The organism is Mycobacterium sp. RTGN4 (genome assembly GCF_033804635.1).
GTDB lineage: Bacteria > Actinomycetota > Actinomycetes > Mycobacteriales > Mycobacteriaceae > Mycobacterium.
Map to the genome: position 1 here is coordinate 113,717 of NZ_JAPZLB010000017.1, position 25,280 is coordinate 138,996.

Here is a 25,280-nt window from a genome sequence, read left to right on the forward strand (position 1 = left end):
TCGTTTCGCACGCGGCGCTGCAGCGGTAGCTCGATCGCCGCATACCATTGCACGATCCGCTCACAGTCGATCTGATCGTGGTGTGCACGCGCGATCGACGTGCTTGGCTCAACCGATGCAATCCCGAAGTGAACTCCTCACCGAGCTCCGCGCCGTGGTGACCGCGCGGGCGCGCCCGGACATGAGCACGTCGCTTCCCGGAGTACTGCTGTCGAAGGTCAGCGGCCGTCAGACCACGCCCGACTACTCACTGACAGAGCCGCTGCTGGTGGTGATGGTCCAAGGCGGCAAGCGGCTGCTCCTCGGCGACCGCGTGTACGAGTACCGGGCGGGAGACTGCCTCGTCGTGGCTGCCAACGTGCCCGTCACCGGCCATTACATCGACGTCAGCGACTCCTCACCTGCGCTGGGCGTCGGCCTGGTGTTGCGCCCGGAAGCCATCGCCCGCGTGCTTCTGCAGGCCCCAGCCGAACGGCGGACGCGCGGTGCCGGCGATCCGTCGGCGCTCGCCACGGGTGAGGCCGGTCCCGAATTGCTCGACGCGGTGGCGCGGATGGTGCGGCTACTGGAGCACCCGGCCGACGCCGCGGTACTCGCGCCCCTCGTCGAACACGAGCTCCTGTGGCGCCTGTTGACCAGCCCGCAGGGGAGTGCGGTACGTCAAATCGGCGTCGCCGACAGCGATCTCACTCATGTCAGCCGCGCGATCGGCTGGATTCGCGACAACTATGCCGAGGCGATGCGAATCGAGGCGCTCGCGCAGTTGTCCGGCATGAGCAGCTCGGCGTTCCATCGGCACTTCCGGTCGGTGACGAAGATGAGCCCGCTGCAGTTTCAGAAGCTGATCAGACTGCAGCAGGCCCGCTCGCTTCTTGCCGCCCGGCCAGGAGACATCGCAGGCGTCGGCCACCGGGTCGGCTACGACAGCCCATCGCAGTTCAATCGCGAGTACCGAAGGCTCTTCGGAGCCCCGCCCGGCCAAGACGCCGCCCGACTGCGCATCGCGGTTCGACCGGAGGCCACCGGACGCTTCCCGTAGCGCTAAGCAGTCCTCGTCAACATCGGCAACAGCATCCGACGCCGCGCGAAGATGCTCATGGCGAAGCGGTGCAGGGCTTCTGGCACCGACGCGGCGAACGGGTAGCGGCCGTCGTAGCAGCCCAGCCGGTCGCTCACCGCATTGCTGGCGACCAGGGCCCACTCGATGCCTGCGGCGCGGCAGGCTTCGTCGACCCGGCTCAGCAGTCCGACACCCTCGGCGGCGAACGACGTCACGCCACTCAGGTCAAGTACGAACGCGGTGTCCGAGAGCACGAAGCACCCGCCGCGCTGATACAGCGCGTCGACGTTGTGGGCATCGATGGCGCCGCTGATGGTCAGCAGGGTGGCCAAGTGGCGGCTCTGTGTGCTGATTTCCGCACCATCGCAATCCTCCGACGGATTGCCGTAACACGGAATTCCGCCGATTAGCGCTTCGTGAATGGCGAGCGTCATCAACCGACTCACTTTCCGACGACGGTGTTGCTGAACGACCGACGCATCGCTGACGTCAATTCGCCCAGCTGCCTTTCACTAAACTCACGCCGACGGCCTGGGGCAACTAATTCTTTGCTAAGAAACAGCGACCTGCCATTGCTACCGCGGCGTCGGACCCAATTTGTCGGCATTGCCCAGCAACTGCACAGCATTCCCAGCGCGGCCGCGAGCTGATGGCGCTGTTAGTCTGCGAAGGCCGTCGGCGGGGCAAGTCTGAGGGACGCAGCCGTCCGAATTGCAGCGGCGCGAACGAAACCAGTACTGATCGCGGAAAGAGTGTTGTGCGCAGCGGAGAGATCAGGGCCCTAACCGGTCTTCGCATCTTTGCCGCCGTCTGGGTGGTGGTCTTTCACTACCGGATCATGCTGGCCGCCGTCGCCCCCGACCTGACTTCGGCGCTGTGGCCCATCCTCTACAACGGCGCACAGGGCGTCGACCTGTTCTTCATTCTCAGCGGCTTCGTGCTGACCTGGAACTACATCGAGAAGATGGGCCCGGCGTGGTCGACGCGCTCCACGCTGCGCTTCCTGTGGCTGAGGCTCGCCCGGGTATGGCCGGTCTACCTGGTCACCATGCATCTGGCCGCCCTATGGATCATCTTCACGCTCAACGTCGGACACGTGCCCGCCGACAACGTCAACCAGCTGACCGCGGCCAACTACATTCGCCAGCTGTTCTTGGTGCAGTTGTGGGTGCAGCCGTTCTTCGACGGCACCAGCTGGGACGGGCCCGCGTGGTCGATCAGCGCGGAGTGGCTGGCGTATCTGATGTTCGGCGTGCTGATCCTGGTCATCTTCCGTGTTGCGCACGCCACCCGGGCTCGCGGGCTGATGTTGATGGCAGTCGCGGTCACGCTGCCACCGGTGATGCTCATGCTGGGCACCGGGTTCTTCTACACGCCGTGGAGCTGGCTGCCGCGCATCATTCTGCAATTCACGGCGGGCGCGCTGGCGTGTGTCGCCGTGCGCAAGCTCGATCCGAGCGAGCGCACCCGCAAGGCGGCAGGGGTGCTGTCGCTCGTGTTGGTCGGCGTCATCGTCGGCCTGCTCTATTGGTTCGACGCACATCCGCTGCCCGACGTCATCGGTAGCGCCGGAGTCGTCGACCTGCTGTTCGCGCCGTTCGTGATCGTGCTCGCCATCGGCGCGGGCAGCTTGCCTGCGCTGCTGTCGACGCGGCTGGTGGTGTACCTGGGCCAAGTCTCGTTCAGCCTGTACATGGTGCACGAGATGGTCCACCTCTGCTGGGACTGGGCGTACGCGCAGTTCGGGCTGACCTTGACGACGGGCTTCACCGGGAAGCTGATCGTGCTTGGGCTGTTCGCGGCGGCGTTGGGTCTGGCCATGCTGCTGTACCACGTAGTCGAGGAACCGGCCCGACATTGGATGCGGCGGATGGTCGACGTCCCGGAAAAGCCCGTGACCGAGCACGTCGCACCACCTGCCGACCCCCTTGCCGAGGAGCCGGAGGACAACCTCCAGCACATCGACGGCCCCAGGGTGGCAAAGACAAGGACTGCGCGCGCCGGGTAACGGTTTCTCGACCGACCAATTATGCTGTCCGCTAACAACAATCGTCGCGTCGCGGGGCTCGCATTCCTTGGAGGTTGCAGTGAATCGGGTGGCCGCGTTCATCATCGCGCTTGTCCTCATGCCCGCGGTGGCCTGGCCAACGCCTGCAGCCGACTACGTACTCGCGAGCAGAGACACCCCGCTCACCCGCGTTGCGGTCATCGGCGACTCGTACACCACGGGCACCGATGAGGGCGGCCAAGGCTCCAAGACATGGACCTCACGCGCATGGCAGCAGCTCGCGCGCCAGGGCGTCCAGATCGCGCCGGACGTCGCCGCCGAGGGGGGCGCAGGCTATGGCATGCCCGGAGACCACGGCAACATCTTCGCCGGACTCGCCACCCGCGTCATCCGCCCCGATGACGCATTGGTGGTGTTCTACGGATCGCGCAACGATCAGCCCGTGGACCCTGCCGTGATGTTCGGCGTCATCCATGATGCGCTGGAGGTGGCGCGGCGCGTGGCACCGAAAGCGCAATTACTGGTCATCGGGCCACCGTGGCCGACCGCCGACGTGCCGCCGGTCGTCACCACCATTCGCGACGTGCTCGCCACCGTGGCGCGGGCCGAGGGCGCTACCTTCGTCGATCCCATTGCCGAGCGTTGGTTCGTCGGCAGCCCCGAACTGATCGGTCCGGACGGCGTACACCCCACCGACGCCGGGCACGCGTACATGGCGAACAAGATCGCGCCGCTCATCAACGCCCAATTGCCGAAGCGGGTTTGAGCTCCGCCCGACCAGACGGTCACCCCCGTCCCACGTGCTCGGGCCGACGTTGGCAGACTGTCCGCATGGCACAGATAACGATGCGCGGAAATCCGATCAACACCAGCGGCGAACTACCCGCCGTCGGCACCCCGGCACCCAACTTCACACTGACCGGCACCGACCTCGGCGCGGTGAGCAGCGAGCAGTTCAAGGGCAAGCCCGTGCTGCTGAACGTCTTTCCCTCGGTGGATACCCCGGTGTGCGCCACCAGCGTCCGGACCTTCAACGAGCGCGCGGCGGGCACCGGGGTGTCCGTGCTGTGCGTGTCCAACGATCTACCCTTCGCGCAGAAGCGCTTCTGTGGTGCCGAGGACATCGAGAACGTCGCGACCGCATCGGGGTTCCGCGACAGCTTCGGCAAGGACTACGGCCTCACCATCGCCGACGGACCGTTCGCGGGACTGCTGGCCCGGGCCGTCGTCGTGATCGGGGCCGACGGAAACGTCGCGTACTCCGAACTGGTGCCCGAGATCGCCACCGAGCCGAATTACGACGCCGCACTGGCCGCGCTGACGGCGTAGCGACCCGCGTCACATCGAGCGACGGACGAGCCTCGAACTCACTCCAGCGGTCACCGTTCGGCCACGGTACGGCAACTCATTGGCCTTGCACCAAGCAGCAATTGGGCGATCTACCGCTAACGATGTCAAAGTGTTTCTGGTGACTGACGCCGACAGGAGCGTCAGCCAAAACCGCGGCCTTCGGACCGCGGTCGGAGAGAAGTTGACATCAGATGAAACGCATTTACGCCCTCGTACTCGGACTTGCCCTTGTGGCGGCGACCCCCGGGGTCGCGACCGCTGACCCGTCGACACGGCCGGCAGGTCATCAACAGGCCGTCGACTCGGTGATCGCGCGCGCCCTCGCGCAGCGCGGGGTGCCGTACACCTACGGCGGCGGCAACGCGTCGGGGCCATCGCAGCGGCCGGCCTCCGTGCCGTTGCCGAGTGCCGTTGTTCCGGACGCCGTGGTGCCGGGAGCCGTCGTTCCCGACGCGGCGACGGGCCTCAGCCTCGCGCCCACGCTCACCCCTCAGGCACTCTCCACGCCGGGGTTCGCCACTCCGGGGTTGCAGTCCGCACCTGATCCCAGCGCCAACGTCGTTGGTTTCGATGCGTCCGGGCTGATCGTGTACGCCTACGCGGGCGTCGGGCTCAAGCTGCCGCGTTCGTCTGGCGAGCAATACAAGGTCGGCTGGAAGGTCACACCCGATCAAGCGCTACCCGGAGACTTGATCTTCTACGGTCCCGACGGCACCAAGAGCGTGGCGATGTTCCTCGGAAACGGACAGATGTTGGAAGCCACCGACCCGGTAGTCAAGGTTTCACCGGTCCGCACCAACGGCATGGCTCCGTACCTGGCTCGCATCATCTCCTGACGGGCCGGCGCGAACACCGAACCGTCGGGTGACGGCGTCCAGTCGGCGTCGGATAGCTTTTGAGTCAAATGAGGACCCTGATCGATTTCGACAGCGCACTGGCCTTCGCGATACCGACCGTGAACCGGTCCGGTGACACCAGCATTCGCGAAGGCATGCTGCTCGAAGGGCCGCAGGGGTGGGGCGAGTTCAGTCCATTACCCGACGAGGACGTCGCAGCGTGGCTGACGGCCGCGACCGAGCCGGGCACGGTCGGGTGGCCCGACACCACGCGTGGTCGCATACCCATCAGCGTGACCGTGCCCGCAGTCGACCCCGGGGCGGCGCACGAACTGGTGACACGGTCCGGCTGCGGTACGGCGGACGTCGTCGTCGCCGACCGGCCGGATTCGCTCGCCGACGACATCGCGCGGTTGGAGGCGGTGCGCGACGCACTTGGCGCCCAGGCTGCAATCAGGTGTATTGCCAACGGCGCGTGGGATGTTGACACCGGCGTGGACGCGATCGGCGCCATGGTGCGCGCGGTCGGCGAGCTCGAGTACGTACAGGATCCGTGCCGCACGTTGGCGGACTCGGCGGCGCTGCGCCGCAGGCTCGACGTACGGATCGCCGCGGACGTGGCGAGCCACCTCGCCGACGAGGCGACGGATCGGTTAACGGATGCCGCGGACGTGGCGGTGCTCAGGAGCGGACCGTTGGGTGGCGTTCGCCGCGCGCTGAGGGTGGGCGAGCGAATCGGGCTGCCGTGTGTGGTGTCGTCGACGCACGAGACGAGCATCGGGCTGGCCGCCGGACTGGCCGTGGCAGGCGCGCTGCCGGAGTTGCCCTTCGCGTGCGCGCTGGGCACCAGACTGCTGATGTCGGGTGACGTCGTCAACGCGGCGCGTTCGCTCTTGCCCGCCGATGGATGTCTTCCGGTGGCACCCATGCCTCCCGCGCCGGATGACGAGCTCGTCGCGCGGTATGCGCTCACCGACCCCGAACGGCTGGCCTGGTGGCGAAAGCTGTTGCGCGCCAACCTAGTCGCAGGGGAGTAGCCCGACCTCAGGTGCATCGGCCGGACCGACGTCAGTCACCGATCACGTCGCTGACGAGCCGTGCGACGAATTGCTCGTCGATCGGCTCGCGGCTGAACCATCGGCGGTAGTACAGCGGACCGATCAGCGCTGAGATCACGTGTGCGGGGTCGGTGGTCGCAGGCAACTCGCCTCGATCTGCCGCACGCATGAGCACTTCCCGCAACGGGGAGGCATGCCCGCGCTGGATCCTGCCGTGCACGGCGGCGAACTCGGGGTCGCGTTCGGCGACGTCGACGATCGACGGCACCACCGAAGACCACCGGGCCGTGCCGAGCAGGCCGCCGAGATTGTTGAGGATTACCCTCACGTCACCCTGCACGGAGCCGGTGTCTGGAACGTCGACCGCGGCGCTGATCCGGGAAGCGGCCTCGACCACCAAGACCTCTCGAGAGGGCCAGTGACGGTAGATCGTGGTCTTCGCGACACCCGAGCGACGCGCCACTTCGTCGATGGTGAAACCGCTCACGCCACTCTCGCCGAGTAGCTCGAAGGCGGACGTGAGCACCCGCTCTCGCGAGCGTTGCACCCGTCCGTCCAGCCCGCCTTCGCCCGGTTGAGTCGGCATAGACGGATTCTGTCATACCGCTACGCTACTGTTTCGTAGCGTTACTACTCCAGTCCAATCACACCACGAAGGGAAGCCACCTATGGAGCTCGTGTCCATTCGCATGATCACTGATGACCTCGAGCGCGTCGTGCAGTTCTACGAGCAGGTCACCGGTGTGGCAGCGGTGCGCTATCCGCCCGTCTTCGCCGAGCTGGCACTGCCGTCATTCATCCTCGCGATAGGCCACACCCAGACGACCCAGCTGTTCGGCGAGGACTCCGCGCGCCCCGCCGACAACCACAGCGTCATCATCGAATTCAAGGTCGACGACGTCGACGGTGAATACGAACGGCTCAAGCCGATCGTGAGCGAGTGGGTTCAGCCACCGACGACGATGCCGTGGGGCAACCGCTCGATTCTGTTCCGCGACCCGGACGGAAACTTGGTCAACTTCTTCACTCCGGTCACGGAGGAAGCGCGCGCAAAGTTCGATACCTAAACCGAATGATCCTGAGCCGCAAGCACATCGGCCCGCGCTAAGCGCGCCGATGGAGGACCGAGGTTAACCTCCGCCGTTTTGGATCATTCCGTAGCAAGTGCCGTAGTGCTCGGGGGTGCACGGAATGCCGTTCACCGACCCGATCCCTCCCGGACTCGGGCTAATCGAGGGCCCCACCGGCCCTGCCTGCGGTGGAATGACCGGGCCTGGCGCACCGAAGCCACCCGCCTGGCCTTGGACGCACACCCCGTCGAACTTGGTGGGCACGGTGCCCCATGGGCAGTCCTTGGCTGCGGCCGGTGAAGCCATGACCACAGGCGACGCAGCGAATGCCGCCGCACATGCGAAGACAAGCATTCCGCGCTTCACGCTAACCATTGACTCTCCAAACGATTCGTCCGACCGCGGCTAGCCTAACCCGTCAGCGCCGTTCGGCGTCGACGAGCACGCTTTCGACGGTTCGCGCAGTTGACGTCAGCCGATGCGCAACAGCTTCAGCTCGGCCAGGCGTTGCGGCGTTGCGTCGACGTACTGAGTTACGGCGGCGCGCAATTCGTCATCCCCCAGCACCTGGTCATCGTCGTCGTCGACTTGGGCTGGGTCCGCCCGCACGCTCGTCAGCAGCGCCTCCACCAGCGCATCGCGGTCACGCGTTCCGTCCAGAAGTGGCAACAGGTGGGTATCGAGTGGGGTCAGCGGAACCGTCTCGTGCCAGAGGTTGAAGGTCGACGGTTCGCTTTGTCGACGCGTCAGTTCGACCATCCGCCTGGCCGGCTCGTCCAGGCTCAGCCGCGCCGGCGAGCATTCCGGCAGCACCGGGTCCAAGCGGAACCGTGCCACGCCCTGCACGATCAGTACGCCCATCAAGTCGTCGACGTGGTCGGCGACGTCGGCACTGGGCTCGAACCCCGCGGATTCGAGCCGCGCGTGCACGGCATCGACCAGCTCTTGCCTCGACAGCGTCCACGGCCAGCGCGCACTCAGTGCATCCATGGCGGCCTTGACCCCGGGGTCGTTGGTGAACAAGGTCGCGTCGGAAACCACGTACTCCTGGCGCGAGTGATCGAGCCGAGTCGGTTCGTTGACGGGCGGCACCCAGGCCGCGACGTGCAAGGCGCGGTAACGGCTTCGGTCCGGGCCGTGGCGGAGTTGCGGTGCACGTTCGGCGTGGACCAGCAGGGTTTCCCGGAACATGCGGTTGAGTACGAAATCCAGGTACTGCTCGACCAGAACTTGGACGCCGCCACACTTGGCGTTCAGATATTCGGCCACCTTGGGTCCGAAGTTGCCGGGGAACATCGTCTCGGGGTGCGCCTCCGCCAGATAGGTGAGGCCGTGCCCGCCGGCGCGTCCCAGCATCTCGTAGAAATAGCACGGGGCGTTGAACGTTGCGAGTTCGTCGTGCAGCAGGAAGGAATCCCCGAAACCTAGCGCGTGCTCTCTGGATACAGCGAGCACGCTCGCCAGCACGCTGTCGGCAGGGGCGACCTCGTCGAGAAAGTCGGCCATGCGGCGCGCCTCGCGCACCTTCTCGTCCGGGCTCGTGCTGGTCCCGCTGGCGAGCAACATGGCATCGCGCACCACCTCTTTGGACTTCCATCCCGGATAGACGTTGTAGCTCACGTAGGCCACGCCCTCGGGGGCCAGCAGCGCGCGGAAGGACGCCAGCAGGACGTCCTGCACCTCGGGCGGCACCCAGCTGTACACGCCATGCGCCACGATGAAGTCGAACTGACCCAATGCGGCCAGCTCCATCCGCGCGATGTCGCCTGTGACCAGGTCCAGGTTGTCCAACCCCAAGGCCGCGACTCGGGCGCGGCCCTGATCGATCTGCACCTGCGACAGGTCTATGCCGACGGCGCGCGCCCGCGGGTTGGCTGCGGCAAAGGGAATCAGGTTGCCCCCTGCAGCACAGCCGATTTCGAGTACCCGTGCGGTGGACACGTTCGGGGATTCCAAGCCGAACAGGTGCGCAAGCGCGGCGAGCTGTCCCGGTGCAGACTGTGGGAAGGAATTCGAGGTGTACGGCGTGGCGTCGTAGTCCGCACGCAGCCCCTCGACTGCGTCGGTACTGCCACGGACGTGGTCAGTCGGTCGCGTCAATGCCCATTCCCCTGATCGAACCGCCGTCGCTGGTCGTCGTCATTCGATCACAGGCTCTGCGTCGACTCGGGACGGGGCAGGCTGGCTACTCGCTCCGTTCGGTAAGCCCAGCCGGCTAGGCCTGCGGGGGCACCGGTGCATCTTCGGCAGGCAGCAGAGCGGGCGGTGCAACTTCGGCAGGCAGGGGAGCAGGCGGCGCTTCTTCAACAGGCGGTGCATCCAGCAGGGGAGCGGGCGGTGCGTCACACGCCGAGGGTTGGTGCGGCGTCATCGATCGAGCCATCGGGTCGCACCCGCCGGGCTCCGCTTGCGACTGGCCCGCCAGGCCCACCGCGCACGCGCCAATGATGGTGCTGGCGAAGAAGATCCGTGCTGCGCGTTGCGATCCGGTCATGAAGTGCGCTGCTCTTTCCCGTAGCGGCCGCAATAAGCGACGAGGTGTTCGATCGGCCAACCCGGCCTCCGAGAGCGTAGTGCCTCCTCGTGGCAGTGACCATTCGCAGTTCTAACTCGCCCACGACACGGTGCGAAGCTGCCTACGCGAGGTGATGTCGAGTTTGACGAAGACCTTCCTGAGGTGCCATTCGACCGTGTGTGCGCTGATGAACAACTGCGCGCCAATCTCTGGATTCGTCAGTCCATCTGCAGCCATCCGGGCGATCTGCGACTCCTGCGGCGTGAGCTGATCACCGGATCTGACCGGCTGCTTGCGCACCTTCTCGCCGGTTGCGAGCACTTCGCGCCTGGCCCGCTCGGCGAAGCCCTGGGCGCCCATCTTGGTGAACATCTCGTAAGCGACATTGAGCTGCTGGCGAGCATCCAGTCGGCGATTCACCCGCCGCAGCCACTCCCCGTAGGACAAGCGGGTGCGCGCCAGGTGCAACACGATGTTCGCGCGCTCGAGCCGCTCGATGGCTTCCGCGAACAAGCCTTCGGCATCTTCGTTGGAGGCCAGCAATGCGCGCGCACTCGCCACCGCGCCCAACCCCCAATCGGTTCCGCCCGCGCTCGCTCGCTCCTCGAACCGCGGCAGGGCTGAGCTGGCGGACTCCCGATCGCCCAAGTGGGCAGCGGATTCGATGAGTTCGTAGAGGCACCAACTGTGGAAGCCAAGGTCCTCGTACTCGCAGCACTCACGGGCAGCCGCGAACGCCTCCTCGTACCGACCGAGGCCGTTGAACAAGACGGCGGCGGTGAATTTGCTCACCCCGACCAATCGTCCTTCGCCCCTTGCGATTCCGTCCGTGGCGGCCGCCCCGATCAGGAGGACCGCATCTGCGGAGCTGCCCCGCCACGCCGCGAGGTTCAACGAGTGATATTTCACCGGGGTAGACCCCGTCGATGCGGATATCGTGGTCGCCTCGTCGATAAGCCCAGCCGCCGTTGGCAACTCGCCTCTATAGATGTGTACGCCGGCCCGATAGGTGAGTGCTGGGGGAATCACCGCCAGCGCGCCGGTGTCACGTGCACGCTGCAGGGTGTCGGTGGCGATCTGCTGCAGCACCGCGTCGTCCCACAGCTCATGCGCGGCGGATTCCTGCGCTATCGGGAACGGCCACACCGGTTCGCCATCGTCGTTTCGCGCGTAGTCGGTCCATCGCGCCAGAGCGGAGCGCAGGTGGCTTGACCCTGCGCCGGGGCCATCGAGGATCCGACTTGCCATGCCGCTCAACAGAAAATCGATGGGCCGTTGCAATTCCGCCACCTGATCGACCGCCCGGCGCGCGGCAGTGGCGATCTCTGCGAGGCTGCCTGGTTCGCCGAGCCGGCCCGCGTACATGGCCGCGGTCAGCGCCTCGAGGTAGGTCTCCCGCGCCAGCTCGTCATCGAGGCCTTCGAGCCCCTTTGCCGCGCTGAGTAGTTGAGCCGCGGCTTCAGTTGTCTTCGGGGCACCCGCCTCGCCCGCACGACTTCTGACGAACTCCATTTGGGCGCGCATCCGGACCACCTGGGCCCGCTGGAGGTCGGACAGCGAGCCCAGTTCGGCGATCGCGAGAAGCTCGTATGCCGCTTCCGGAGCCGCGGCGTCACGTTTGGCCTGCGCCGCGGCGATCGCCCTTGCGCCGCGCAGCGCCGGGTTCGCCGTGAGCACCGTCGCCCGCTCCAGAAAGGTGGCTGCCGCGGCCACCCCGCCTCTGCTTTGAGCACGGCCTGCCGAAGTCTCCAACTCGGCGGCCACCACGTCGTCGGGGCTGGCCATGGAATTGGCTGCGTGCCATGCCCTTCGGTCCGGATCGGACTGCGGATCCGTCACCTCGGCCAACGCGCGATGCGCCACGCGGCGTTCGTTCAAGTCGGCCGCGCGGTACGCGGCCGACCGCATCAACGGGTGGTGGAAGCGCATGCGCGGACCGAACTCGATGACGCCCGCAGCCTCGGCAGGTGCCAGCGCGTCGACGGGAATGCCGAGATGTTCCGCCGCGCGGACAAACAATGCCGCGTCGCCCACCGGTTCGGCCGCCGCGATGAGTAGCAACCGTCGGGTCGGCTCCGGCAGGTCCTCGATGCGCCGCACGAAGCCGTCCTCGATCCGTCCCGCCGAGGGACGCCCACTCGCGTTCCAGAATCCGCCGGCAAGTTCGGCAGCTGACACGTTTCTCGGGACTTCGAGCAGCGCAAGCGGGATGCCACGCGTCTCCGCGACGACGCGATCACGCACGTGGGGATCGATGCCCGCCAACATCACTGAGTCGAGTAGCTCGCGAGCGTCGGTGTCGGACAGCCCAGTGAGCCGAAGTTCCGGCAGACCTGCCAAGACTTCCTTGCCGCCGTCGCGTACCGAGCAGACCACGGCGACAGGTTCGGCGACCAGGCGGCGCGCGACGAAGCCGATTGTCTGTACCGACACCTGGTCGAGCCACTGCGCGTCGTCGACCACGCAAAGTAGAGGCTGTCGCGTGGCAACGGCCGCGAACAGGCTGAGCACGGCCAACCCGACCAGGAACCGGTCGGGAGTGGGTCCGACACCGCGACCGAAGGCCACCGACAACGCCTCGCGCTGGGGTTCCGGCAGCTCGTCGAGGTGATCCAGCAGCGGGGCACACAGCTGCTGCAGTCCGGCGAATGCGAGTTCCATGTCGGATTCCACGCCCGCCACGTGCGCCACCCGGAATCCGTTCGACTCCTCCAACACGTAGTCGAGCAACGTGGTCTTGCCGACGCCCGCTTCACCACGCAGCACGATCGCCTGACTCTGCGACGATCGGGCCGTCGCCAACAGGCTCCGCAGCGCTTCGCATTCCGCGGCCCGACCGAGCAGCACGGGACCGCGACCTCTGCTCGGCATCAGCTACTCCCGCGTCCCATTTCAGAGAGCAACTTACCGTCCAGGTCCTTGCGATGAGAACGAGGCGCTAGGCCTGCCCGCGGGTTCGCAGCGACGCCAGGAGTGCGTCCAGCCCGTACTCGAACACCGCGTCGTAGTCGGTCGGGGATCGGAGTGCGTCGACGAGTGCCCGGTCGGGCCAGTCGTCGGACCATAGCGAGGGATCCTCCTCGTCGTGCTTGTCGCCGCGGACAGCCGAGAACTGCATGACCGCCGACGAAATGACGTGAACCTGAATCGCGCGAAGGACGAGCGCGGCATCGGATCCCGTCACGTCGAGTTCGGCCAGCTGCACTGCCAACGTCTGCTGGATCGGCAGGAACAGCTGCGGGGTTCGGTCGCGATCGTGCGCGAGGCCAAGGAGGTGCTGCCGTTCGATCAGCGTCCTTCGTTGGGAACGGGCAAGTGAGGCAATGCGAGCGACGGGAGTGTCCCCGTCGACCGGAAGGTGCGCCATGTGGCTCAGCAGACGGTCGACAAGGCTGTCGAAGAGTTTGTCTCGCCCTCCGACGTGCCAGTAGATCGACGTGACGGCAACCCCGAGTTGCTCGGCGAGCGCTCGCATCGTGAAGGCATCGACACCGTCGCGCTCGATGAGCCGAGCCGCCGTGTCGAGGACCGACTCGGCGTCGACCGGCTCCTGATTGCGGCTCACACGGCGGCCGATGAATCGGAGGGCTGACCTCCGGTGAGGCAATCCGACTCTGGCAGTTGCAGATAGCGCTCCAGGTTGCGATGCATGTTGATGACTCGACGTTCCTCGTTGGACAGCACCAGGTGGGTGAGTCCCGGTTGGTGCAGACCGCGCTGAAGTCCGGGCAGCACCGTGATGTCCTGAGTCAACACCAGACCTGGATGCGCCTCGTCGGCCTTCATCCTCACGTCGGCAGGCTTGCCACGCGGCGCACCGGGAGGCATCCGCATCCACAAGATCATCACCAGTTCGCCGCGGTCGGGGTCGGGCCCAGGGTGTGCCGTCATGACGGTCAGGTGATCGGCATTGGTCAGCAGCGTCATGTTGGGAAACACGTTGTACTGGTGCAATCGCATCATCTGATCAGTGCTGGCCCAGCTCAGGTCGACACCGCGTTCGGCGGCGAAAGCCCTTGTCCGCTGAGCGATCACCTCGTCGACGGACTGATCGGGGCCACCCTGATCGAGCGGGAACGGAGTGCCATCGACCACCCCCATCAGCGCACCCTGGGTGCATACGTAGGCGTCCCACACCTCAGCGTCGGTGAGCGTCTCCTTGATGTGAGGGCTGGGCATCCCGTACCGCTGTTCGGACTTGCCCGTATGCCCCCAGATCGTCTGCGGTGCGTACACGTCGTCCATGCACCGGTGTAGCTCCGGATGCAGCGTCTGGATGTGGTAAGTCTCGCTGAATCCGTCGGCGATCGTCTTCCAGTTCGCGTCGACCTCGATGGTCATCGTTGCGTAGCAACGGAAGTCGCCCAGTCCACACCAATCGATGTCCTGTGGCATGGCCTCCAGGTAGTCGGCCAGTGGCATCGCGTTCACGTCGAGATTGACGAAGACGAGTCGCTCCCAGACGTCGACGTTCACCGCGAGCAGCGGAAGGTCGGACATCGGCAGCGCCCCGAAACCCTTGCGGTTGGGCACCCGCTTGAGCTCCCCGGACAACTCCCACGTCCAACCGTGGTAGCCACACTTCAATTCGTGCAATCCCGAAGCCGCGCCCGAACACAGCGTGTTGCCCCGGTGCCTGCAGACGTTCTGGAACGCGCGAAGCTCGCCGTCGTCGCCTCGCACGACGAGCACTGAGTATGGGCCGCAACGATATTCGAAGCAATCACCTGGGTCGGCAACATGGTCGACCGTGCACGCGACTTGCCACACCTTGGGCCACAAGCGCTCGACCTCGAGGCGCGCGAACGCCGGCGAGTAGTACCGCTCCGTCGGCACCATGGTGGGGCGTTGCGGCGGTGTCCCGATCGCATCCTCGCGGTGGGTGCGAGCCGGGTTGCCGGCCTGCGCTGTATGCGTCACGATTCGCCTTCCCAAGTCGGCGCCACCGGTCTGTAACGGTGTTACATTGGCCACAGTAGCGGCTGGCTCGGCATCCGAGGGAGTAATCGTGTTCGACCTCAAGATCACTGGCGGAACCGTCGTAGACGGAACGGGAGCAGACCGTTTCGCAGCGGACATCGGCGTGAAGGACGGCAGGATCGTCGAGGTACGTCGCCGCGGGCCAGGCGATGCGCCACTCGAAGGGGAGGCCACCGAGACCGTCGACGCGACGGGCAAGATCGTCGCTCCCGGCTTCGTCGACATCCATACGCATTACGACGGTCAGGTCAGCTGGGACAGCCTGCTCGAGCCATCGAGCAATCACGGCGTCACCACCGTCGTCGCTGGCAACTGCGGTGTCGGCTTCGCGCCGGTTCGGCCCGGATCCGAGCAGTGGCTGATCCAGATGATGGAGGGCGTGGAGGACATCCCTGGCAGCGCACTCACTGAGGGCATGACCTGGGGCTGGGAGAGCTACCCGGAGTATCTCGATGTCATCGGTAAAGGGCAGTACGCCATCGACGTCGGCAGCCAGGTGGCCCACGGCTCGGTGCGCGCGTACGCGATGGGGGAGCGCGGTGCCCGCAACGAGCCCGCGACACCCGACGACATCGAGGCGATGGGCCGGCTGGTGCGCGAGGCGATCGAAGCCGGTGCGCTCGGCTTTTCGACGTCGCGCACGCTCGGACACCGCGCCATGGATGGCGAACCCGTGCCCGGTACCTTCGCCGCGGAGGACGAACTCTTCGGGCTGGGCAGGGCGATGGCCGCGGGCGGTCAGGCGGTCTTTGAACTGGCTCCGCAGGGCGTGGCCGGTGAGGACATCATCGCGCCGAAGAAGGAACTGGAGTGGATGCAGCGCCTCGGTGCCGAGATCGACCGACCGATCTCCTTCGGGCTAATCCAGGTCGACGCCGCGCCGGAGCTTTGGCGCGAGCAGATGGACATCTCCGCGGCCGCCCACGCCGCGGGCAGTCGGCTATACCCGCAGATCGCGGCGCGTCCTTTCGGGATGCTCTTCGGATTCCCAGGCCACCACGCGTTCACCCATCGCCCGACCTTCCGTCGACTGAAGGCGGAATGCAGCCGCGAAGAACTTGCGCACCGGCTCGCCGAGCCGGCGGTCAAGGCCGCGATCCTCGGGGAAGAGGACCTGCCCGTTAACCCGGACCTGATCTTCGACGCCATGTTCGCACTCGTCCAGTACTCGCTGGGCCGGATCTACCACCTCGGCGATCCACCGGACTACGAGCCCACCGATGACCGTACGGTCGCGAAGATCGCCGCCGACCGCGGCGAAGACCCGCTGCACACGCTGTACGACCTGATGCTTGAGGCCGACGCCACGAACATGCTGATGCTGCCGTTCTTCAACTACTCGTACGGCAACTGCGACGCGATTCACGAGATGCTGACCCATCCGGCCGGTGTGGTCGGGCTGTCCGACGGCGGCGCGCACTGCGGAATGATCTGCGACGCTTCCTATCCCACCTTCCTGCTGACCCACTGGGCCCGCGACCGCCACCGCGGCCCCAAGCTCGGGTTGGAGCATCTGATCCGTAAGCAGACGCACGACACCGCGCAGTTGTTCGGGCTCGGCGACCGTGGTGTCGTCGAGGTGGGCAAGAGGGCCGACGTCAACGTCATCGACATGGACGCGCTACGTCTGCACACGCCGAAGATGGCCTACGACCTTCCCGCCGGTGGAAACCGGCTCGTTCAGGGCGCATCCGGCTACCGCGCCACGATCGTCAACGGCGTGGTGACCCGTCGCGACGGCGTCGATACCGGGGCGCGCCCCGGTCGCTTGGTACGCGGGGCGCGCTAGGGTCAGCAGCCTGCTCCATCGTCCGTCACCGGAGTTCGCCGGTCGAAGCCACTTGGCGGTCAACCAGGCCCGGGTACGGTGCGCATATGCCTGATCGGAATCGCCGTTTCCTGCTCCGCGAGCGCCCCACCGGCCGCATCGGCCCCGACACGTTCGAGCTCAGCGAAGCACCCGTACCCGAGCTTGGAGACGGCGAGGCACTCGTGCGCGTCGAGTGGATCTCGCTCGACCCGACCAACCGCGCGTGGCTCAACGACACGCCGACCTATCTGCCCCCCGTTGGCATCGGCGAAGTGATGCGCGCGGGCGGGCTCGGTGAGGTCGTGGCGTCCAAGAACCCGAAGCACCCTGTCGGCCAGACTGTTTCGGGTCTGGTCGGCTGGCAGGAATACGTGATCGCGTCGGACACGATGCCGATTCCGCTAGTGCCGGTGAACGTCGCACCCGGCGTTTCACCGAGCGCTTACCTCGGCGTACTTGGCACGACCGGGCTCACCGCGTGGATCGGGATCCGCGACATCGGCAAGCCGAAACCTGGCGAAACGGTCGTCGTTTCGGCCGCGGCGGGCGCCGTCGGCTCGGTCGCGGGACAACTCGCCAAGGCCAGCGGTGCACGCGTGGTCGGGATCGCAGGCGGGCCGGAGAAGTGCGCACTGCTGACCGAGCAGCTGGGCTTCGACGCGGCCGTCGACTATCGCGCCGACGACTGGCGCAAGCAGCTGGCCAAAGCCACCCCCAACGGCATCGACGTCGACTTCGAGAACGTCGGCGGCGACATCATGGACGCGGTGTTCGCGCGCCTCAACATCCGCGCGCGGGTTGCGCTCTGCGGTCTGATCTCGGGTTACAACGACGCCGCTCCGCCACCGGGACCACGCGCGTTCGGGAATCTGCTCGTCCAGCGCGCCACGGTGCAAGGCTTCGTCGTGCTCGACCACTTCGACCAGGCACCGCAAGCGATCCGCGAGCTCGCGGGCCTGATCGCCGACGGCAAACTGACCCCGCTGGAGACCGTCGTCGAGGGCTTCGAACAGCTGCCGACGGCGATCAACATGCTGTTCGACGGGAAGAACGTCGGCAAGCTCGTGGTCAAGACGTCTGGTGCCTGATCGTCCGTACGCATTGGTGGTCTGACTTCCCGCCCCAGCAAGCGCGCTGAGGCACAATCACCCGGGTGACTATCCCGCCGCAGGGTCCGAGGCGACCGGAGGCTCGCGGCGAACCAGTCCGCCCCGAGCCTCCGACCACCCGCCTTCCGCGCCCTGGTCGGCCCGAGCCGCGGACCCAACGATTCCGTCCGCCGCAGCCGCCCAGTGATCCGGCCGCTACGCCCACGACGAGGATCCCGCGGCCCCGACCTCCCGTCGGCCCGCCACCCGCGCCGCCGCTCCCCGTCACTCAGCCCCCCAAGGCACCCGAGCCGCCGCGACGCTCTTGGCTGCGCGACCCCAAGTCCATCGCCCTCATCGCAGTCATCGTGCTGGCGGTGGTGTTCGGTGGGCTGGCAGGTGCCGAGCTCTACGCGCGGCACCGGGCGGACGACGTCCTGGTGGCCGTCACCGAATGCGTCGTCGAGGACGGCGCGACGGCATCATTCGGCGTGAACCCGCCGCTGCTGTGGCAGTACCTCACCGGGCACTACACGAACATCTCGGTGTCGACGGACGGCGACCAAGTGCAAACCGCCAAGGGCATGAAGGCCGACCTGTCCGTCTCGGACGTGCGGCTACAAGACTCGGCTGATTCGAAGGGCACGATCGGCTCGCTGAACGCGACGTTGACGTGGACGTCGGCCGGGCTCAAAGACACCGTGGCAGCCAACCTTCCGGTGGTCGGCGCTCTGGTCACCGGCGTGAGCACCGACCCGACAGCAGGCACCATCAACTTGGAGGCCGGGGCCATCACCGTCACGGCGAAACCCGTCGTCACCGACGGCGACCTCGCGCTGCAGGTCGTCGCGGTCAACGGCCCGCTGGCGAAGGACACCGTGCAAACCGCACTCGACGGGCTCACGAAGAAGCTCAACGACAACTACCCACTCGGCATTCACGCCGACAGCGTCGAGGTGACTGGTACCGGTGTCGTCGGAAAGTTCTCGACCGAAAACGCGTCGATTCCGCGGGAGGACGCCAACGCGTGTTTCGCGCGACTGTGACGGTGGCGCACTAGGACTCTGTCGCCTGGGCAAGCAGCGTTAGACCGCGCTGCATCTCGGTCTCGTCGATGGTGATCGGCGGAAGTACCTTGAGCGCCACGTCATTTCGTCCACACCGCTCGATCACCAAACCGTTGTCGAACGCCCAGCGTGCGGCGTGCTCGGCAGCGCTGGGTCCACCCGCATCGGTGAAGTCGACGGCCCAGATGAACCCGCGCCCGCGCAGCGCCAGCCCCGGTCGATGCGCGACGATCGTGCGCAGCGTCGACTCCAGCCGCGCGGACCGATCCCGCAGCGCCGCCGCGAACGCGTCGTCTCGCCAAAGGTCCAGTGCAGCAGTCGCAGCCACGAAGGCCAACTGGTTGCCGCGAAACGTTCCGGTGTGTTCACCGGGCCGCCAGTCGTCACACGACCGCTTCATCAACACGAGGGCCATCGGTAGCCCGTAGCCGCCGATCGACTTCGACAGACACACGATGTCAGGGACGATGCCGGCCGCTTCGAACGAGAAGAAGTCGCCTGCGCGGCCGCAGCCCGCCTGTACGTCGTCGACGATCAGCAGAATGCCGAGCCGGTCGCAGAGCGCCCGAAGCCCACGGAGCCAATCCGTCGATGCGACGTAGACGCCGCTCTCGGCCTGGATCGTCTCGACGATGATCGCCGCGGGCAGCTCGACTCCCGAGCTGGTGTCCTCGAGGAGATGTGCGATGTAGCCCAACGAATCTCGCAGGCGGTATGGGCCGTCGTCGAAGGGGAGGAAGGTGGCCGGAGGCAGCGGTGATCCCGCGGACGCGCGGTGCACGCGATTGCTAGTGACGCCCAAACATCCGGTGGTCATGCCGTGCCAGCTGCCGCTGAAGGCTGCGATGCCGATGCGACCGGTGGCCCGTCGGGCGAGCGCGATCGCAGCCTCCACGGAACTGGCCCCGCTGGGGCTGCAGAACTGGACCTTGTAGTCGAGGTGCCGCGGTTGCAGCACGACGGTCTCGAACGCATCGAGGAAATCACGTTTGGCGACGGTCGCGAGGTCGAGCCCGTGGACCATCCGATCGGAGCTGAGATACGCGACCAGTCGGTCCTTGATGAAGTCCGGGTTGTGCCCGTAGTTCAGCGCGCCTGCGCCCGAGAAGAAATCGACGTAGACCCTGCCATGCTCGTCATAGAGCAAGGCGCCCTTCGCGCGGTCGAAGACGACGGGGAAGGTGCGACTGTAGGTGCGGACGTTGGATTCCATCCGCTCGAAGACGTCATCGGAAGGCGCGTTCACCGCACGACCCGCACGACCGCGAGACTGGGATCCGTTGCGCTGACGGGGTTCCCGCTTGCACGTAGCGCAATCAACAAGTCGACTACGTCGCGGCTCAGCCGCTCGCCCGGCATCACCAGCGGAATGCCCGGCGGATAGGGCGTGATGACCTCGGCCGCCACGCGGTCGGTCGCACCGGTGAGTGGTACGTCCTCGTCGGCCGCGAAGAACGCGTCCCGTGGCGTCAACACCAGCTCGGGGCGGTGGGTCACCACGTCGTCGATCAGCGTGGCCTGACCGGGCGTACCCGAGCGGCCGACGTGTTCGGCAACCTCGGCAAAGCCGGACACCAAACGGTCCATGTCGGTGTCGGTGTTGCCGATGGTGGTTATGCAGAGCACGTGGCCTTGGCCGCTCAACTCGGGCTGAACTCCGTGGCGCGCATTGAGGCGGGCGACGATGTCACGGGCGTCGCCCGCAAGGCCGCTCGTCCCGATCAGCAGTTTGGTCTCGTCCAACTGATGCAATCCCGTCCCGGCTCCGGTCAGGTGTTCGGCGCGCAACACCTCCAAGCCAGGGATGCCCGCAAGGCGCAGCGCGGTCCGGCGCGCCCGCGCGAGGGCTTGGTCGAGCATTTCCCTTCCCGCAGTGACCATCTGATGTCGAGCCAGGTCAATGGACGCCATGATGGCGAAGTGCGGACTGGTGGTCTGGATCAGTTGTAGCGCGCGGCGTACCGTCGCCGGATCCAACGCAGTGGGGTCGACGTGCAGCACGGCGGCCTGGCTCAAACCCGAGAGCACCTTGTGGATCGATTGCACCGTCGCGGTGGCCCCGGCCCGCTCCGCCGCTACTGGTAGGTCGGGGTGGAAGGTGAAGTGCGGGCCGTGCGCACTGTCGACCAACAGTCTGGCGCTGAACTGTTCACATGTCGCGGCAAGCGCGCGGATGTCCGCGGTAGTTCCGAAGTAGGTGGGGTGCAGGACCCACAGCGCCGTCGCGTGACTCTCGCGAAAGGCACGTTCGACGGCCGCCACGTCCACGCCGTGGGCAACTCCGAATCGGTTGTCCCACAACGGGTCCAGCCAGACTGGGTGCGCGCCGACCTGTATCAGACCGGCGATGACCGATTTGTGAGCGTTTCGCTGGACCAGGACTCGCTCGCCTGGTCGCAGCGCCGACGATGCGACGGCGATGTTCCCTGCGGTGGAACCGCCGACCAGGATGAAGCTTTGACCAACTCCCCACGCGTCGGCGATCAGTTGCTCGGCAGCCAGGATGGGGCCCTCCGGGCAGTGCAAGGTGTCGGTATCGGGAAGGTTGTTCAGGTCGAGTTCGGCGATGTGCTCGCGGAACCACGGATCGAGCGTTCGACCGCCCTTGTGCCCTGGACTGTAAAACGGCGCCTGCTGACGCTCAACGAAGGCACGGAGCGCGTCGTAAAGCGGCACAGTCGCCTGGTTCGTCATTCGTCCACTCCATGTGCGTCAAGCGCTCCGGCTATGACCAACGCCCGCAACTTCTTCCGGTCCAGTTTGCCGCTCGGCAAGGTCGGTATCAGGTCGGACGTCGCGGTCAGCCATCGCGTGGGCACCTTGTAGGCGGACAGCAACTCGCGGGTTCGCGCAGCGAGCGAATCGACGTCGAACCCTACCGCCGCCGGCACGACCACGGCACAGACCTGCTCCCCACGCACGGCGTCGTCGATGCCGACGACCACGCACTGCGAGACACCGTCGAACCCCGCGATGACGGCTTCGACTTCCAGCGGCGACACGTTGGCGCCCGCCGCCTTGATGAGCTCGCTGGTGCGACCGACGTAGAACAGCCGCGGGTCGGGTGGCCGTCGATACACCTGATCGCCCGTGTGGTACCAACCGTCCTCATCGAAGGTCTCCCACCGTTCGCGTTTGTTGTAACCGGCCATGACCCCGATACCCCGAACGAGCAGTTCGCCGGTCACCCCGTCAGAAACCGGTGCGCCGTCGTCGTCCACGACGGCAATGTCCGTGAACGCGAACCCGCCAGCGGTTTCCGACATCGTGCGGTGCACCGGGAATCCGTCGGGCACGTCGGTCATCGCAATGTCCAACGGACCGTCACGCAACATCGGTGCGCTGGACAGGTCACGACTGGCGAAACTCGGATGCTCTCGCAGACGCTGGGTGAAGGCAGGCCATCCGACGATCCCGGTGGCTCGTTCCCGCTCGACCAGGTCGAGTGTCGGCTCGGCCTGGAGCCGTGGCATGACGAGCAGGGTGATCGCCTCGTGCAACGCTCCCATCAGCGCGAGCACCCCGCCGATCCAGAAGAACGGCATTGCGCACAAGATCCGCGCCTGGGCACCCCCACCCGCGATCGCCCGGATCGCGCTAGGCCACGTCGAGGTCTGTCGACAGAGCGTCCCGTGGGTGTGCAGCACACCCTTGGGATCGGCCGTCGAGCCCGACGTGTGCACCATGATCGCCAGGTCGGCGGGGGAGACCTCGTCCTCGACGGCGGCAAGTAGCTCGCGCGGCACGCTCGCTGCGGTCTGATCGTCCCAGCGTGTGGCCCACGGGCGGTTCGGATCGCCCGTGAGCACGATGGACCGCAGATACGGCGCACCGGGAACAGCGAGCCTTCCGGCCTGCTGATCAGACAGCCCGGGCAACGCGGTCTCCAACCGCTCAGCAACGTCGATGTCGATGTCGGGCACACGACTTGGGGCAACGAGCAGCCCAATATCGGCCAGCCGCAACACCTTCGCGAGCTCTGCCGGCGGGTACATCGTGCTCAGCGGGACCGCCAGCGCGCCGATCCGCGACACGGCCAACCACCAGATCACCCACTCCACGCCGTTGGCGAAGAACAGCCCCACCCGGGTGCCCTTGCCGACCCCCGCACCGAGCAACCAGCACGCGACGTGCGCCGAACGCGCTTCGGCTTGTTCATAGGTGAGCCGGTCGGTCGGCGTCACCAAGTAGGTGTCCTGGCCGAACTCGCGTGCCCCACGCGCGAGCAGCGCCGGGATGGTCGGCGTCGTCTCAGTCACGCGTCGATCATCGATGAACGGTCCGCGGCGCTCTCGACCGGGCTAGATGTCGAGCAGTTGCTCGAAGAATCCGCCGAAGCCGCGGTCCCGGTCGACGAGGTGAACCTCGAGGATCCAGTGGCAATCGTGGCCGGTGCCGTCAGCCCGTCGCATCGGCGCATCGCTTCCTGGGGCGATGTAGCTGGCGACCTCATCGCCGTTGATCCTCTCGTGCGGAAACTCTCCGATCAGATGGCCTGAATGGCTGGTGGCATGCCCCCAGCCGGCATCGGCGATCAGCCCGGTCACGTAGTCGAATAGCTGCGCACCGGTGATCGTTGGACTCGCGGCGAAGTGCGCGCGGCCCAACTCCCAGATCCGCGGCAGGTCGGCGTTGAGGCGATGCTTAACCGGATCGTCGCCCAGCACGTAGGTACGTCCGAAATCGGCCTCCCATTCGGCGAACAGCGGGCCGAAGTCGAGAAACACGATGTCGTCGGCATCCAGGCGTCGATCCGGCGGATTGGAACCGTAGGGCTCCATGGTGTTGACGCCCGCCCGCACGATCCGCTTGTGCCAGAACCTACGCACGTCGAACAATTCGTTGGCCAACGCGCGGATCTGATCGCTGAGCTCGCGCTCGCCGACCCCGGGAACGATCAGTCCACGCGTCACCACCTCGCCGAACAGGGCAGCGGCCTTGAGTTCGGCATCGCGTAGCGACTGCACCCGATCGGGCTCGGTCGTAGTCATCGTTCAACGGTACGACTTCGGAGCGGCGCCGCGCATTCGGACGTGTGTAAGCCGGGGCACGGCAACCGATGTCGTCGCGTGTAACTCCCTGTCCTATCTATGCGTGCTATGCGTGAAGGTCAAACCAGTGCCACGCGGACGAAGGATTTCGATGACGAAGAAGCTCAGCATCCGGATCGTCACCGGAGGTTTCCTGGCGGCCGCCATCCTGGCGTGGGCCCCAACGGCTGCCGCAGACCCGGCCGAGTTCAACAACGGCTTCAGCAACGCCCAAGACACGATCAACACGCTAAAAGCGCAGGGCTACAACGTGGTATTGAACGGGGCGCCGGTTTACCCGCTGTCGGGGTGCAAGGTAACCGGTGTCGAGGGGCTGCGGGATTCCAACGCGAAAGCCGGGGGCGACCGCATCGACCCAACTCAGTTCGACACGGTCTACGTCGACATATCGTGCAAGGGCGGATGACTTCGCAAGCATTGGGCCAAGGCGATCAGCTAGGTCTCCGACGACGACACGTGCTGCGTAGCGAATCCTGCTGCCTGCGTGGTCATTCCGTTGACCGCATACACCCCGTGCGCACCCGGATCGCCACCACCACCTGCAGAGCAGACCGGATCGTTGTCTGCACACAGGTCGAGGGCCTTGGCACCGTACGCGTGCCCGATCGTAATCGGCGGCGCGTTGGTATCGAGCATGTTCAGGAAGCCGGTCGACGGCTTGCCGAAGAGCGTCAGCGCGGAGACGTGGCTGGCGACCGATTTGGGCATCGGACCGGTAATGCCCGCTGGCAGTTCGAAGTTCGGCGGCACCTTGTCGGTGGTGAGGTAGGCCATCACCGCGGCGCCTTGGGAGTAGCCGCCAAGCACCATCTTGGTCTTTGGGCACCTGTTCGACACATCCTGGACTTCCCTGCTGGCGTCGGCGACGCCGTCGGCGGCCCTTGCGAAGTCAAGTGACGCCGGGTAGTTCACCGGATAGACGTCCACCGACTTGTCGGGCAACTGCGCGCGCAGCGCATCCACGAACGCTTGTCCGGTGACACCGACGCCGGCTGGTTCGAACGTGCCTCGGGCGAACACCACCTGGACGTCCGGACACGACTCGGCGGCAGCTGTCGGAGCGGCGACGAAGGGATTGACGAGCGCACTGGTGCCGAGTGCCGCGAACAGCAGCCGCAGCATCTGGCGACGCGCACCGATCGAAGACACGTGCTGAGATCCATTGACCATGACCGACTCCTCTTGTCCAGAGGGCGTGGCGTCGGCGGGCACCTGTTCCAGCACCTCATCGTTTGTACTTTGCACGGCTAAGTTCCCCGCGTGTGCACACTGGAAACGTCCAGCTGATCGTGATGTAGCTCACATGCGGTTCGGGTCGCAGAATCGCTGACCTGGATTGCGACAGCAAGAATGGGGGAGCAGCGGAATGCACGTGTCGTTGCCGACG

Annotated in this window: 23 protein-coding genes and 1 pseudogene; 11 read left to right on the forward strand and 13 right to left on the reverse strand. The window is 66.3% G+C overall.

What is annotated here, in order from left to right; translation table 11 throughout:
- Nucleotides 1-115: 115 nt before the first annotated feature.
- Nucleotides 116-1,039, forward strand: a complete 924-nt coding sequence (locus SLQ30_RS28290) for an AraC family transcriptional regulator (RefSeq protein ID WP_319450057.1) — start codon at nucleotides 116-118, stop codon at nucleotides 1,037-1,039.
- A 2-nt stretch (nucleotides 1,040-1,041) separates the two neighbouring features.
- Here the strand turns inward: SLQ30_RS28290 and SLQ30_RS28295 are convergent, their stop codons facing one another.
- Complete coding sequence (locus SLQ30_RS28295; RefSeq protein WP_319450056.1) at nucleotides 1,042-1,494, reverse strand: STAS domain-containing protein; 453 nt, start codon at nucleotides 1,492-1,494, stop codon at nucleotides 1,042-1,044.
- A gap of 323 nt (nucleotides 1,495-1,817) precedes the next feature.
- Between SLQ30_RS28295 and SLQ30_RS28300 the strand changes: the two genes are divergently transcribed.
- The 5 genes and pseudogenes from SLQ30_RS28300 to SLQ30_RS28320 all read left to right on the forward strand — a co-directional run bounded on the left by SLQ30_RS28300 (nucleotide 1,818) and on the right by SLQ30_RS28320 (nucleotide 6,291).
- Nucleotides 1,818-3,068 (forward strand): acyltransferase, encoded by a 1,251-nt coding sequence (locus SLQ30_RS28300; protein ID WP_319450055.1) that lies wholly within the window; start codon nucleotides 1,818-1,820, stop codon nucleotides 3,066-3,068.
- A gap of 79 nt (nucleotides 3,069-3,147) precedes the next feature.
- Complete coding sequence (locus SLQ30_RS28305; RefSeq protein WP_319450054.1) at nucleotides 3,148-3,834, forward strand: Rv0518 family GDSL lipase; 687 nt, start codon at nucleotides 3,148-3,150, stop codon at nucleotides 3,832-3,834.
- Between the two features lie 65 nt (nucleotides 3,835-3,899).
- Complete coding sequence (gene tpx, locus SLQ30_RS28310; protein ID WP_319450053.1) at nucleotides 3,900-4,397, forward strand: thiol peroxidase; 498 nt, start codon at nucleotides 3,900-3,902, stop codon at nucleotides 4,395-4,397.
- Between the two features lie 212 nt (nucleotides 4,398-4,609).
- Nucleotides 4,610-5,248, forward strand: a pseudogene (gene ripD / locus SLQ30_RS28315) (NlpC/P60 family peptidoglycan-binding protein RipD); the annotation flags it as partial.
- 74 nt (nucleotides 5,249-5,322) lie between these two features.
- Nucleotides 5,323-6,291, forward strand: coding sequence for an o-succinylbenzoate synthase (locus tag SLQ30_RS28320; protein ID WP_319450052.1), 969 nt, complete (start codon nucleotides 5,323-5,325; stop codon nucleotides 6,289-6,291).
- A gap of 31 nt (nucleotides 6,292-6,322) precedes the next feature.
- Here SLQ30_RS28320 and SLQ30_RS28325 read toward each other — a convergent pair whose 3' ends face one another.
- Nucleotides 6,323-6,898 (reverse strand): TetR/AcrR family transcriptional regulator, encoded by a 576-nt coding sequence (locus SLQ30_RS28325; RefSeq protein ID WP_319450051.1) that lies wholly within the window; start codon nucleotides 6,896-6,898, stop codon nucleotides 6,323-6,325.
- An 82-nt stretch (nucleotides 6,899-6,980) separates the two neighbouring features.
- Between SLQ30_RS28325 and SLQ30_RS28330 the strand changes: the two genes are divergently transcribed.
- Entirely contained in the window at nucleotides 6,981-7,379 is a 399-nt protein-coding gene (locus SLQ30_RS28330) for a VOC family protein (protein WP_319450050.1), read from the forward strand.
- A gap of 63 nt (nucleotides 7,380-7,442) precedes the next feature.
- Here SLQ30_RS28330 and SLQ30_RS28335 read toward each other — a convergent pair whose 3' ends face one another.
- The 6 genes from SLQ30_RS28335 to SLQ30_RS28360 all read right to left on the reverse strand — a co-directional run bounded on the left by SLQ30_RS28335 (nucleotide 7,443) and on the right by SLQ30_RS28360 (nucleotide 14,817).
- Entirely contained in the window at nucleotides 7,443-7,688 is a 246-nt protein-coding gene (locus SLQ30_RS28335; protein WP_319450049.1) for a hypothetical protein, read from the reverse strand.
- Nucleotides 7,689-7,853: 165 nt separating this feature from the next.
- Entirely contained in the window at nucleotides 7,854-9,482 is a 1,629-nt protein-coding gene (locus tag SLQ30_RS28340) for a methyltransferase regulatory domain-containing protein (protein WP_319450048.1), read from the reverse strand.
- Between the two features lie 115 nt (nucleotides 9,483-9,597).
- Nucleotides 9,598-9,876 (reverse strand): hypothetical protein, encoded by a 279-nt coding sequence (locus SLQ30_RS28345; RefSeq protein ID WP_319450047.1) that lies wholly within the window; start codon nucleotides 9,874-9,876, stop codon nucleotides 9,598-9,600.
- Nucleotides 9,877-9,987: 111 nt separating this feature from the next.
- Complete coding sequence (locus SLQ30_RS28350) at nucleotides 9,988-12,768, reverse strand: helix-turn-helix transcriptional regulator (protein ID WP_319450046.1); 2,781 nt, start codon at nucleotides 12,766-12,768, stop codon at nucleotides 9,988-9,990.
- A 67-nt stretch (nucleotides 12,769-12,835) separates the two neighbouring features.
- Complete coding sequence (locus SLQ30_RS28355; RefSeq protein ID WP_319450045.1) at nucleotides 12,836-13,462, reverse strand: TetR/AcrR family transcriptional regulator; 627 nt, start codon at nucleotides 13,460-13,462, stop codon at nucleotides 12,836-12,838.
- Complete coding sequence (locus SLQ30_RS28360; RefSeq protein WP_413468205.1) at nucleotides 13,459-14,817, reverse strand: aromatic ring-hydroxylating oxygenase subunit alpha; 1,359 nt, start codon at nucleotides 14,815-14,817, stop codon at nucleotides 13,459-13,461. The genes SLQ30_RS28355 and SLQ30_RS28360 overlap by 4 nt, the downstream gene beginning before the upstream one ends.
- 88 nt (nucleotides 14,818-14,905) lie before the next feature.
- Between SLQ30_RS28360 and SLQ30_RS28365 the strand changes: the two genes are divergently transcribed.
- The 3 genes from SLQ30_RS28365 to SLQ30_RS28375 all read left to right on the forward strand — a co-directional run bounded on the left by SLQ30_RS28365 (nucleotide 14,906) and on the right by SLQ30_RS28375 (nucleotide 18,821).
- A complete protein-coding gene (locus tag SLQ30_RS28365; protein WP_319450044.1) occupies nucleotides 14,906-16,666 on the forward strand; it encodes an N-acyl-D-amino-acid deacylase family protein in 1,761 nt (586 codons plus the stop codon).
- Nucleotides 16,667-16,752: 86 nt separating this feature from the next.
- Nucleotides 16,753-17,775 (forward strand): NADP-dependent oxidoreductase, encoded by a 1,023-nt coding sequence (locus tag SLQ30_RS28370; RefSeq protein WP_319450043.1) that lies wholly within the window; start codon nucleotides 16,753-16,755, stop codon nucleotides 17,773-17,775.
- Nucleotides 17,776-17,840: 65 nt separating this feature from the next.
- Complete coding sequence (locus tag SLQ30_RS28375; RefSeq protein ID WP_319450042.1) at nucleotides 17,841-18,821, forward strand: DUF2993 domain-containing protein; 981 nt, start codon at nucleotides 17,841-17,843, stop codon at nucleotides 18,819-18,821.
- Nucleotides 18,822-18,831: 10 nt separating this feature from the next.
- On the opposite strand, the gene ectB is transcribed toward SLQ30_RS28375, so the two are convergent.
- Genes ectB through SLQ30_RS28395 form a run of 4 tightly spaced genes read right to left on the reverse strand, consistent with a single transcriptional unit; the run spans nucleotide 18,832 to nucleotide 23,833 of the window.
- On the reverse strand, nucleotides 18,832-20,088 hold the full coding sequence (gene ectB / locus SLQ30_RS28380) for a diaminobutyrate--2-oxoglutarate transaminase (protein ID WP_319450041.1): 1,257 nt from the start codon (nucleotides 20,086-20,088) through the stop codon (nucleotides 18,832-18,834).
- Nucleotides 20,085-21,536 (reverse strand): aminotransferase class I/II-fold pyridoxal phosphate-dependent enzyme, encoded by a 1,452-nt coding sequence (locus tag SLQ30_RS28385; protein WP_319450040.1) that lies wholly within the window; start codon nucleotides 21,534-21,536, stop codon nucleotides 20,085-20,087. The genes ectB and SLQ30_RS28385 overlap by 4 nt, the downstream gene beginning before the upstream one ends.
- Nucleotides 21,533-23,101: a class I adenylate-forming enzyme family protein gene (locus tag SLQ30_RS28390; RefSeq protein ID WP_319450039.1), complete on the reverse strand. Its 1,569-nt coding sequence runs from the start codon at nucleotides 23,099-23,101 to the stop codon at nucleotides 21,533-21,535. Before SLQ30_RS28390 ends, SLQ30_RS28385 begins: the two co-directional genes overlap by 4 nt.
- 42 nt (nucleotides 23,102-23,143) lie before the next feature.
- A complete protein-coding gene (locus tag SLQ30_RS28395) occupies nucleotides 23,144-23,833 on the reverse strand; it encodes a M24 family metallopeptidase (RefSeq protein WP_319450038.1) in 690 nt (229 codons plus the stop codon).
- Nucleotides 23,834-23,984: 151 nt separating this feature from the next.
- On the opposite strand from SLQ30_RS28395, the gene SLQ30_RS28400 reads away from it, so the two are divergent.
- Complete coding sequence (locus tag SLQ30_RS28400; protein ID WP_319450037.1) at nucleotides 23,985-24,299, forward strand: hypothetical protein; 315 nt, start codon at nucleotides 23,985-23,987, stop codon at nucleotides 24,297-24,299.
- Nucleotides 24,300-24,328: 29 nt separating this feature from the next.
- Here SLQ30_RS28400 and SLQ30_RS28405 read toward each other — a convergent pair whose 3' ends face one another.
- Complete coding sequence (locus SLQ30_RS28405; RefSeq protein ID WP_319450162.1) at nucleotides 24,329-25,015, reverse strand: cutinase family protein; 687 nt, start codon at nucleotides 25,013-25,015, stop codon at nucleotides 24,329-24,331.
- Nucleotides 25,016-25,280 lie beyond the last annotated feature (265 nt).

Coding starts and splice junctions, on each gene's coding strand:
- SLQ30_RS28325 (WP_319450051.1), bottom strand. CDS start 6,898: ATGCCGACTCAACCGGGCGAAGGCGGGCTGGACGGACGGGTGCAACGC.
- SLQ30_RS28345 (WP_319450047.1), bottom strand. CDS start 9,876: ATGACCGGATCGCAACGCGCAGCACGGATCTTCTTCGCCAGCACCATC.
- SLQ30_RS28335 (WP_319450049.1), bottom strand. CDS start 7,688: ATGGCTTCACCGGCCGCAGCCAAGGACTGCCCATGGGGCACCGTGCCC.
- SLQ30_RS28395 (WP_319450038.1), bottom strand. CDS start 23,833: ATGACTACGACCGAGCCCGATCGGGTGCAGTCGCTACGCGATGCCGAA.
- SLQ30_RS28295 (WP_319450056.1), bottom strand. CDS start 1,494: ATGACGCTCGCCATTCACGAAGCGCTAATCGGCGGAATTCCGTGTTAC.
- tpx (WP_319450053.1), top strand. CDS start 3,900: ATGGCACAGATAACGATGCGCGGAAATCCGATCAACACCAGCGGCGAA.
- SLQ30_RS28370 (WP_319450043.1), top strand. CDS start 16,753: ATGCCTGATCGGAATCGCCGTTTCCTGCTCCGCGAGCGCCCCACCGGC.
- SLQ30_RS28405 (WP_319450162.1), bottom strand. CDS start 25,015: ATGCTGCGGCTGCTGTTCGCGGCACTCGGCACCAGTGCGCTCGTCAAT.
- SLQ30_RS28350 (WP_319450046.1), bottom strand. CDS start 12,768: ATGCCGAGCAGAGGTCGCGGTCCCGTGCTGCTCGGTCGGGCCGCGGAA.
- SLQ30_RS28330 (WP_319450050.1), top strand. CDS start 6,981: ATGGAGCTCGTGTCCATTCGCATGATCACTGATGACCTCGAGCGCGTC.
- SLQ30_RS28385 (WP_319450040.1), bottom strand. CDS start 21,536: ATGACGAACCAGGCGACTGTGCCGCTTTACGACGCGCTCCGTGCCTTC.
- SLQ30_RS28400 (WP_319450037.1), top strand. CDS start 23,985: ATGACGAAGAAGCTCAGCATCCGGATCGTCACCGGAGGTTTCCTGGCG.
- SLQ30_RS28290 (WP_319450057.1), top strand. CDS start 116: ATGCAATCCCGAAGTGAACTCCTCACCGAGCTCCGCGCCGTGGTGACC.
- SLQ30_RS28320 (WP_319450052.1), top strand. CDS start 5,323: ATGAGGACCCTGATCGATTTCGACAGCGCACTGGCCTTCGCGATACCG.